The sequence below is a fragment of the Streptosporangium sp. NPDC006013 genome (assembly GCF_040614275.1).
GTDB lineage: Bacteria > Actinomycetota > Actinomycetes > Streptosporangiales > Streptosporangiaceae > Streptosporangium.
Genome location: NZ_JBEXUE010000402.1, coordinates 1 through 9,296 on the forward strand (window position 1 = coordinate 1; position 9,296 = coordinate 9,296).

Below are 9,296 nucleotides of genomic sequence, written 5' to 3' on the forward strand. Positions count from 1 at the left end.
CGTGAGGCCGCGCCGGCGACTGGACTGAGGAGAGCGGGGTCGCGAGGAACGAGCGGCCCCGGTCGACGAGGGAAGGAGCCGGGTTTGAGCGGCCGAACCGCGACGCGTTAGCGTCGCCGGCAACTCGCGAGGAACGAGCGGCCTTCCTCGACGAGGGAAGGAGCCGGGTAAGAGCGGCCTCACCGCGACGCGCCAGCGTCGCCAATGGCACGCGTCGCCATTGACTCGCATCGCATTCAACACCCCGGAGCAGCATTATTAGAACCGTGAGCGAACCCCGACGGCGGATGTCAGGTAAGGAACGCCGGGAACAGCTGATCCAGATCAGCAGGACCCTGTTCGCGGAGAAAGGGTTCGACGGCACATCGGTCGAGGAGATCGCGGCGACCGCCAACGTCTCCAAGCCGGTGGTCTACGAGCACTTCGGCGGTAAGGAGGGCGTGTACGCGGTCGTCATCGACCGGGAGATGCAGAAGCTGTTGATCATGGTGACCGAGGCCCTGTCCGCCTCGCACTCGCTGATCAAGCTGGAGCGGGCGGCCCTGGCCCTGCTGGCCTACGTGGAGGAGAACAGCGAGGGTTTCCGCATCCTCGTTCGCGACTCGCACGCCGCCTCGGGGACCGGCACGTTCGCCAGCCTGATCAACGACATCGCCAGCCAGGTCGAGGACGTCATGGTCGACGAGTTCGTCGAACGGGGCTATGACCCCAAGCTGGCCCCCATGTACGCCCAGATGCTGGTCGGCATGGTCGCGCTGACCGGCCAGTGGTGGCTGGACGTGCGCAGGCCGTCGCGCGAGGAGGTCGCCGCGCACCTGGTCAACCTGGCCTGGAACGGCCTGACCGGGCTGGACCCGAGCCCTCGGCTCACCGCCTCCTCTCGCGGCCTGGGGCAGCGGCTGGCCCAGGCGCCGCAACGTCCGGCCGATGCCGGCCCCCATCCACCGGGATCGCGCTCGGCGGGATCACGGTCGCCCGCGCCTCAGCCGCCCTCGCCCCCGACCGAAAAGGAGCTCCGGGAGCAGGAGAGGGCCCGGGAGCGGGCGCAGAAGGAACAGGAGAAGCTGCGCGAGCGCGAACAGCGCGAGGCCGAGAAGGTGGCCAGGGAGCAGGAGAAGGCCCGGCTCCGCGAGCAGCGGGAGCTGGAGAAGGCGCGCGAGCGGGAGCAGAAGGAGCAGCAGCGACTGCTGAGAGAGCAGGAGCGGGCCCGCGAGCGGGAGACGAAGGAGCTGGAGAAGGCGATGCTCCGCGAGGCCAGGGCCGCCGAACGCGAGGCCGTCAAGCGAGCGAAACTCGTTGGTGAAGAGACGGAAAAGCTTGAGCCAAGTGAGTAAACAACGGCGCCCGTTGAGACGAAATTAACGTTCTGTTCAACAAAAGCGGGCATTCTGGTCATATGTCCGCTGAACTCGCCCGTTCCACCCCCGACGGACTTCCTCTCCCGCAGGAGCGCTTCCTCAACCGGGAGGAGAGCTGGCTCCAGTTCAACCAACGGGTTCTGGAGATGGCGGAGGATCCGTCCCTGCCGCTGCTGGAGAGAGTTCGGTTCCTTGCCATCTTCGCCAGCAACCTGGACGAGTTCTTCCGGGTACGGGTGGCCGGACTGAAACGGCGGATGGCCACCGGCCTCCTGCTCCGCACGAAGAGCGGTTTGAAACCCCGCGAGGAGCTGCCCAGGATCGCGGCGATCGCCAACGACCTCGCACTACGGCAGTCGGCCTGCTTCTACGAGCGGATCCGCCCGCAGCTGAGCGCCGAGGGCATCGAGATCGTGCGCTGGGACGACCTCGGCCGCGACGAGCGCACCGAGATGCGCAAGCTCTTCAGGGAGCGGATCAGGCCGGTGCTGACGCCGCTGGCCGTCGACCCCGCCCACCCCTTCCCGTACATCTCGGGACTCTCGCTGAACCTGGCCGTCACCGTCCGCAACCCCTCGACCGGCAACACGGTCTTCGCCCGGGTCAAGGTGCCCAGCCGGCTTCCCCGCTTCGTCACGGCGTCCATGAACCGTTTCGTCCCGCTGGAAGATGTCATCGCCGCTCACCTGGGGCAGCTTTTCAAAGGTATGGAGATCGTCGAACACCATGCCTTCCGGGTGACCCGTAACGAGGACCTGGACGTCGACGAGGACGTCACCGAGAACCTCATGCAAGCCCTGGAACGCGAGCTTCTCAAGCGCCGCTTCGGCCCTCCGGTCCGGCTGGAGGTCGAGGACACCATCACCCCCGAGGTGCTGGACCTGCTGGTGGACGAGCTGGGAGTGGCCGAGCACGAGATCTGCCGGCTGCCGGGGCCGCTGGACCTGACCGGGCTGCACGCGATCGCCGACCTCGACCGGGGCGAGCTGACCTTCCGCCCGTTCGTGCCCGCGGAGGTGGTGCACGTCGAGGACGACATCTTCGCGGTGCTGCGCGAGCGGGACGTGCTGCTGCACCACCCGTACGACTCGTTCTCCACGAGCGTGCAACGGTTCATCGAGCAGGCCGCCGCCGACCCGAACGTGCTGGCCATCAAGCAGACCCTCTACCGCACCAGCGGCGACTCACCGATCGTGGACGCGCTGATCGACGCCGCCGAGGCGGGCAAGCAGGTGGTCGTGGTCGTGGAGATCAAGGCCAGGTTCGACGAGCACGCCAACATCACCTGGGCGCGCAAGCTGGAGCGCGCCGGATGCCACGTGGTCTACGGCGTCGTGGGGCTGAAGACCCACTGCAAGCTCGCCCTGGTGGTGCGGCAGGAGGTCTCGGGCGAGCTGCGCAGCTACTGCCACATCGGCACGGGCAACTACAACCCCAAGACCGCCAGGCTGTACGAGGATCTGGGCCTGCTCACCGCCGACCGGCTGGTCGGCGAGGATGTCACGGACCTGTTCATCCACCTGACCGGCTACTCCAACCACTCGGCCTACCGGCGGCTGCTGGTCGCCCCGCACTCCCTGCGCGGCGGCCTGCTGGCCAGGATCGAGCGGGAGATCTCCCATCAGGAGGCGGGCCGCCCCGCCGGCATCAGGATGAAGACGAACTCCCTGGTCGACGAGCCCATCATCGACGCCCTCTACCGGGCGTCGCGGGCCGGCGTACCGGTGGATCTGTGGGTGCGAGGGGTCTGCACGCTCCGCCCCGGCATACCGGGGCTGTCGGAGAACATCCGGGTCAGGAGCGTGCTGGGCCGTTTCCTCGAACACTCGCGGATCTACGAGTTCGGCCACGGCCGGCGTCCGGAGGTCTGGATCGGCAGCGGTGACATGATGCGCCGCAACATCGAGCGCCGGGTGGAGGTGCTGGTCAAGGTCGCCAGCCAGCAGCAGCGGAACTACCTCAGCGGCCTGCTGGACCGGGCCATGTCCGACGACACCGCGACCTGGTGGCTCAACCCGGACGGCACCTGGGTCCGGCATCCCGGCGATGACCTGCAGACCTATCTGATCGGCACCCGTAGGTGGAGGGCCGTCGATGACTGAGCACGCCGTCCACCCGGACGGCATGATCCGCGCGGCCGGGGCGGTCGTCTGGCGCGGTTCACCGGACGCGCCGGAGGTCGCCCTCGTTCATCGGCCCAGGTACGACGACTGGTCGTTCCCCAAGGGGAAGCTGAAGAACGGCGAGCACGCCATCGCCGGCGCGCTGCGCGAGGTGGCCGAGGAGACGGGGATCACCGTGGAGCTCGGCCGGTCGCTGCCGCCGAGCCACTACACGAAGGGCGGGTTACCCAAGCGCGTCGACTACTGGTTGGCCAGGATGGTCTCCGAGGAGAGCCGTACCGACAGGCGCGAGGTCGACGATGTGGTCTGGCTGCCTGTGCGGGAGGCCGCACGGCGCCTGACCTACGACTGGGATGCCGGGCTGCTCCGCGCGCTCGGCGCGGCATCGCCGACGACCACCCCGCTCGTGCTGGTACGGCACGCCCTGGCGGGGAACCGGCAGGACTGGAAGGGCGACGACGACGACCGGCCGCTCGACGAGAACGGCCTGAGGCAGGCCGAGGTGCTCGCGAGCGTGCTGGGCGCCTTCCGCCCCGCGGAGCTGGTCAGCTCCCCCAGCAGGCGGTGCGTGCAGACCCTGGAACCGTACGCCGAACGGGCCGGCCTGCCGGTCCGGCTCGAACCCGTCCTGTCGGAGACCCACCACGACTTCCAGGCCTCCCTGCTCCTGGCCGAGAAGGCACTGGCCTCGAACCGGCCCACGGCGCTCTGCGGCCACGGCAAGACCCTGCCCGGGCTGATCTCCGAAGTCGGCGGCCGGTCCGGCGACGCGCGGCTGGCCAAGGGCGCGTTCACGGTGCTGCACCACAACGGCGGCCGTGTCGTGGCCGTGGACCGCTACACCGTCTGACGCGATCTCCAGCCGGTCCCGGGCGAGTGGCGGCCGAGAGGCCGGGAGGACCTCAGAGAAGCTTCGCGACGGCGGCCGCGGTGTCGGCCCAGATCCGGGGGAACTCCTCGCCGGCGCGCTCGGCGCCGGCCCGCTCCACGCCGGTCAGCACGCCGTAGGTGTAGGTGTCCTCTCCCGCCAGACGGGCGTTCGCGGCCTCGGCTGCCAGCCGTTCCTGCGCGACGACACCGTCCATGTGGGTGCCCAGCGCCTCCTGTACCGTCTCCGCCCGCCTGGCCAGCTTCTTCATACCGGGCACCTCCGCGGTGTAACGGGCCCGCTTGGCCGCCTTGCGCACTTCGTGCATGGCGAGCTCGCGCTCGGCGGGGTCCTCGACGGACAGCGCGGTGTCGTAGGCCCTGGCGACCCGGTGCCAGCTCTTGGCCGCGACGGCCTTCAAGGTCTCCGCGGGCCTGCCGGCGGCCTTGGTGAGCACGGGGGTGGCGATCAGGTCGTCGAGGGCGTCGAGCAGGGCGAAGTAGCGCTCGGAGCCGAGAGCGTCCCTGATCCGGTCGAGGGCCTCGTGCTCGTCGTCCAGCAGGTCGGAGCTGAGGCGGGCCCTGACCGGACCCACGATCAGCGCGCTGTCCAGGCTGTCGAGCCTGCTCGCGAACCGCTCGCGGATGACCTCCAGGTCGCGTGCCTCGCCGAGGACCGCGCCGAGCCACTTGAGCTCGTCCTGGACGTTCCCGGTGCCCCCGACGACCGTCCTGAACGACTTCATCGCGCTGCGGAGCCGCCGGGCGGCGACGCGCATCTGGTGCACGGCGTCCTCCTCGGCCCTACGGACCCGGGGGTCCTGCGTGAGCAACGCGCCGACCTGAGCGGTGAGATAACCGACGGCGACCTCACCCGCGGAACCCGGGGCCGTCCTGGCACGCGGCTGCTCGTGGGCCGCTCCGGCGCCACCGAGCAGGCGCGCGAGCTTGCTCGCCGATCCGGCGGGACTGGCGCCGGCCTTGCGCAGCCGCTTTCCGACCTTCTTCAGCAGTCTCTCGTCACCATGGAGGATCTCCGCCTCGACCTCGTGCCAGCGTTCGACGTGGGGCTCGTCGCCGAGCACGGTGCCCTTGACCCGGTCGTCGGCGATCTCGACCAGCCTCACCCCGGCGCCGTTGACCAGCGTGGTGACGGCACGGCGGGTGTCCAACTCGGCGACGGGCGCCAGCGGGGCACCCCGGGTGTAGGCGAGCACCAGATCCGCCAGCTCGGCAGGAACGATCTTGGTGCTCCGGGTCAGCGGGTGGGTGATCTCCTGCCGTACGCCCTTGGCCTTGGGCAGCTTGAGGTGCCAGCCGGGATCGGTGCCGCCCCTGCGTCTTCTCAGGGTGATCCCCCGCGCGGCGAGCCGCAGATCGGGCGTGTCGAAGTAGAGGGCGACCAGCCGATGGGTCTTCGGGCCCACGACCTCCCCGACGCCCGGAAGTCCGGTGAGGTCCGGCAGCTGGTAATCCTCCGGAACGTCGAACTTATCCTCGATCTCTATTGCCACAGGTCATCCCCTAATTTGCCCATATATCCATTCATGCCCGGTTGTCGGGCCAGAAACCCGCTCCGGAGATCGCCGGCCCACCGGCACCCGCCGGGCGGGCGGCGGCGCGTCACCCGGTCACTTCCCGGCGACCACGAAGATCCTGCGGAAGGGGAAGACCGTGCCGTACGGCCCGCGGGGGTAGGCCTCGCGGAGCAGGGCGGCGCAGTCGGCGAGGAAGCCGGCGGCCTCGGCGGGGTCCAGGCGGTCGAGCATGGGACGCAGGGCGGTGCCGGTGATCCAGGAGAGCACGGCGTCGTCGCCGGGGAGCACGTGCAGGTAGGTGGTCTCCCACGCGTCCACCCGGCAGCCCAGTCGAGCGAGCAGGTCGTGATAGCCGGCCGGGTCGTCGACCGGGGAGGGGCGGGCCAGGTCGCCCAGCCGGTCGCGCCACCTCGTCCGGCAGAGCTCGCGGACCAGGGCGTGGCTGGGAGCGTCGAAGTTGCCGGGAACCTGGAAGGCGAGCCGGCCGCCGGGGGCGAGGGCCTCCACCCAGCGCGGCAGCAGCTCGCGGTGGTCGGGCACCCACTGCAGGACGGCATTGGACACGATCACGTTGACCGGCCGCTCAGGGCGCCAGCGCGTGACGTCGTCGACGGAGAAGGAGAGCGAACCGCCCGCCGGCGCCTTCTCGATCATGGCGGGTGAGGAGTCGAAGCCGTGGACCCGGGCGTCCGGCCAGCGCCTGGCGAGCTCGGCGGTGAGCTCGCCGGTGCCGCAGCCCGCGTCGACCACGTAGCCGGGGTTCTCTACGGCTATCCTGGAAACCAGGTCGAAGAAGGGGCGCGCGCGCTCGTCGGCGTAGCGACCGTAGATCACGGGGTCCCAGGTATATCTCGACATCAAGACAATTGATATCCGGCGAGATATCTCGATGTCAAGACAGATAGACTCCCGGCATGACCCTGCACCACGCGGACCACGACTCCAGCCGTTCGGCCGGAGCGAAGGACGAGGTCGACCTGCTGGTCGCCGCCTGGAATCAGGAACGCCCGGACCTCGACGTGGAGCCGCTCCAGGTGCTCAGCCGGGTCTCCCGGCTGGCCCGCCATCTCGACCGCGCCCGCCGGGCCGCCTTCGCCGAGCACGACCTGGAGACCTGGGAGTTCGACGTGCTCACCGCCCTGCGCCGGGCCGGGGAGCCGTACCAGATGAGCCCGGGAGCCCTGCTCCGCGCGACGCTGGTGACGTCGGGGACGATGACCAACCGGATCGACCGGCTGGCCGCGGCCGGGCTGGTCAGGCGGCGCCCCGACCCCGAGGACCGGCGCGGCGTCCTGGTCTCCCTGACCGACGCCGGGCGAACCCGGGTGGACAACGCCTTCGCCGACCTGCTGCGGCGCCGCGCCGGGGCGGCGGCGGGGTGGCCAAGAAGGCCGCGAGCGGTGACTCGCTGGTCAGCCCGATGCAGGGCACGATCGTCAAGGTCGTCGCCGCCGACGGCGACACCGTCGCGGCCGGTGACACGATCGTCGTGCTGGAGGCGATGAAGATGGAGCAGCCGCTCGCCGCGCACAAGGCCGGAACCATCACCGGACTGGCGGCACAGGTCGGCCAGACCGTCACCTCGGGCGCCACGATCTGCGAGATCAAGGACGTCTGAGGTCCCGCCCGGCGCGGTGTCCGCCCACGTTCACCGGCTTCGGCATGCCGTCCCGGTCGCCCCGGAGATCCGGCGGGGATTCATGGACATCACGCCGGGGCCAGGCTCCGGAGCCCCGGCCACCCTCGCTGGAGCTTTCGCGTGCGCGGGTCCACGCGGGCCGTGGCGCGACGATCACACACCGGATGCCCCGGTAGACGCCTGACGCGGTTCGGAAAAGGATACGGTCGGGATGTAGGAACTCTGACGTCCACTCATTCGTCTTCAGGACGAAGGAGGCTTTCTGCCGTGACCACGATTAGAACCGCGCCAGGCCGTTTCGGTGCCATGCTCATGGCACTGTTCGCCGGGCTGCTGGCCGTTTTCATGCTCGCCCCGGCGGCCCACGCCGCGGCGCCAGACCCCAGCGCGATCGCCTCGGAGCTGAAGGACGGGGATCACTTCTACGCCGATCCCGCGGCGGGCCTGCCCGCCAACGCCGTCGACGCCATGCGCGGCGCGGCCGAGAAGACTTCCTCCGTCTACGTGGCGATGCTCCCCGAGAACTCGATCACCAGCCAGTCCCAGGCGAGGACCCTGCTGAGCTCGCTCCTGAAGAGCGTCGGCCCCAAGTCGACGGTCCTGGTGATGAGCGGCAGGACCCCGTTCGGCGTCACGAACATCAAGGGCGTCGACATCGACGAGCTGCTCGGACGGGCCAAGACCAACAGCCCGACCGACAGCGTGATCAACTTCACCAAGCTGGCGGACGACGCGGCGACGGGCGCCGGTGTCCCCGCCAAGTCCTCCGACTCCTCCAGCTCCAGCTCCTCCAGCGGCTCCAGCACCGGCGTGCTGGTCGGCATCCTGGTGCTGGCCGCGGCCGGTGGCGCGGGCATCTTCTTCTACTCCCGCAAGAAGAAGAAGGATCGCGAGATCCGTGAGGCCGCCGAGCTGGCCGCGGTCAAGCAGACCGTGGACGAGGACGTCACCAAGTTCGGTGAGGAGATCACCGACCTCGACACCGACGTCAAGCTGCTCGGCGACAGCGCCGACCACCTGCAGGACTGGCAGCGCGCCCTGGACTCCTACGAGCGGGCCAAGGTGGAGCTCGCGGCGGTCAAGCGCCCCGACGAGCTCCGCGGCGTGACCACCGCGCTGGAGGAGGGCCGCTACGCGCTCGCCTGCGTGAAGGCGCGCGTCAACCACCAGCCGCTGCCCGAGCGGCGCTCCCCGTGCTTCTTCAACCCGCAGCACGGGCCCTCCGTCCGCGACGTACGCTGGGCCCCGCCCGGCGGCGCGCTGCGCGACGTACCCGCCTGCGCGGCCGACGCCGAGGCCGTCGAGCGCGGCTTCGAGCCCCAGACGCGCGAGGTCATGGTCAACGGCGAGCGCCGCCCGTACTACGACGCGGGACCGGCCTACCAGCCGTACGCCTACGGCTACTACGGCGGTTTCGGCGACGTCATGACCGGCATGCTCGTCGGCACCATGATGGGCAGCATGCTGAGCGGCGGCTTCGGCGGCGGCTACGGCAGCTACGGCGCCGGCTACGAGCAGGGGGTCGCCGACAGCGGCACCGACTTCGGCGGCGGCGGAGACTTCGGCGGTGGCGGCTGGGGTGACTTCGGCGGCGGAGGCGGAGGCGACTTCGGCGGCGGAGACTTCGGCGGCGGCGACTGGTAGTCCCACCCGCGTAGAACGACGCCGGGCGCGCTTCCCCTTCGGGGGAGCGCGCCCGACGGTGATCTACGCGTCCGTACCGGAGCCACTAACGGAGAACAAAACTCATAACCACCAGTCACACAAACTA

At 70.0% G+C, this 9,296-nt stretch carries 8 protein-coding genes; 6 read left to right on the forward strand and 2 right to left on the reverse strand.

What is annotated here, in order from left to right; translation table 11 throughout:
• Positions 1-266: 266 nt before the first annotated feature.
• The 3 genes from ABZ260_RS39255 to ABZ260_RS39265 all read left to right on the forward strand — a co-directional run bounded on the left by ABZ260_RS39255 (position 267) and on the right by ABZ260_RS39265 (position 4,331).
• Entirely contained in the window at positions 267-1,334 is a 1,068-nt protein-coding gene (locus ABZ260_RS39255; protein WP_355627665.1) for a TetR family transcriptional regulator, read from the forward strand.
• 62 nt (positions 1,335-1,396) lie between these two features.
• Positions 1,397-3,460: an RNA degradosome polyphosphate kinase gene (locus tag ABZ260_RS39260; protein WP_350926836.1), complete on the forward strand. Its 2,064-nt coding sequence runs from the start codon at positions 1,397-1,399 to the stop codon at positions 3,458-3,460.
• Positions 3,453-4,331: an NUDIX hydrolase gene (locus ABZ260_RS39265; RefSeq protein ID WP_355627669.1), complete on the forward strand. Its 879-nt coding sequence runs from the start codon at positions 3,453-3,455 to the stop codon at positions 4,329-4,331. The genes ABZ260_RS39260 and ABZ260_RS39265 overlap by 8 nt, the downstream gene beginning before the upstream one ends.
• A 52-nt stretch (positions 4,332-4,383) precedes the next feature.
• Here ABZ260_RS39265 and ABZ260_RS39270 read toward each other — a convergent pair whose 3' ends face one another.
• Positions 4,384-5,862, reverse strand: a complete 1,479-nt coding sequence (locus ABZ260_RS39270; protein ID WP_355627672.1) for a CYTH and CHAD domain-containing protein — start codon at positions 5,860-5,862, stop codon at positions 4,384-4,386.
• Positions 5,863-5,979: 117 nt separating this feature from the next.
• Complete coding sequence (locus ABZ260_RS39275; protein ID WP_355627675.1) at positions 5,980-6,744, reverse strand: trans-aconitate 2-methyltransferase; 765 nt, start codon at positions 6,742-6,744, stop codon at positions 5,980-5,982.
• A gap of 56 nt (positions 6,745-6,800) precedes the next feature.
• Here ABZ260_RS39275 and ABZ260_RS39280 point away from each other — a divergent pair, with 56 nt between their 5' ends.
• The 3 genes from ABZ260_RS39280 (at position 6,801) to ABZ260_RS39290 (ending at position 9,169) form a co-directional block, all read left to right on the forward strand.
• Positions 6,801-7,391, forward strand: a complete 591-nt coding sequence (locus ABZ260_RS39280; RefSeq protein WP_355627678.1) for a MarR family winged helix-turn-helix transcriptional regulator — start codon at positions 6,801-6,803, stop codon at positions 7,389-7,391.
• Positions 7,307-7,504, forward strand: a complete 198-nt coding sequence (locus ABZ260_RS39285) for a biotin/lipoyl-containing protein (protein ID WP_355627681.1) — start codon at positions 7,307-7,309, stop codon at positions 7,502-7,504. The genes ABZ260_RS39280 and ABZ260_RS39285 overlap by 85 nt, the downstream gene beginning before the upstream one ends.
• 288 nt (positions 7,505-7,792) lie before the next feature.
• Positions 7,793-9,169, forward strand: coding sequence for a hypothetical protein (locus tag ABZ260_RS39290; RefSeq protein WP_355627684.1), 1,377 nt, complete (start codon positions 7,793-7,795; stop codon positions 9,167-9,169).
• Positions 9,170-9,296 lie beyond the last annotated feature (127 nt).

Coding starts and splice junctions, on each gene's coding strand:
- ABZ260_RS39265 (WP_355627669.1), top strand. CDS start 3,453: ATGACTGAGCACGCCGTCCACCCGGACGGCATGATCCGCGCGGCCGGG.
- ABZ260_RS39260 (WP_350926836.1), top strand. CDS start 1,397: ATGTCCGCTGAACTCGCCCGTTCCACCCCCGACGGACTTCCTCTCCCG.
- ABZ260_RS39275 (WP_355627675.1), bottom strand. CDS start 6,744: ATGTCGAGATATACCTGGGACCCCGTGATCTACGGTCGCTACGCCGAC.
- ABZ260_RS39285 (WP_355627681.1), top strand. CDS start 7,307: ATGCAGGGCACGATCGTCAAGGTCGTCGCCGCCGACGGCGACACCGTC.
- ABZ260_RS39280 (WP_355627678.1), top strand. CDS start 6,801: ATGACCCTGCACCACGCGGACCACGACTCCAGCCGTTCGGCCGGAGCG.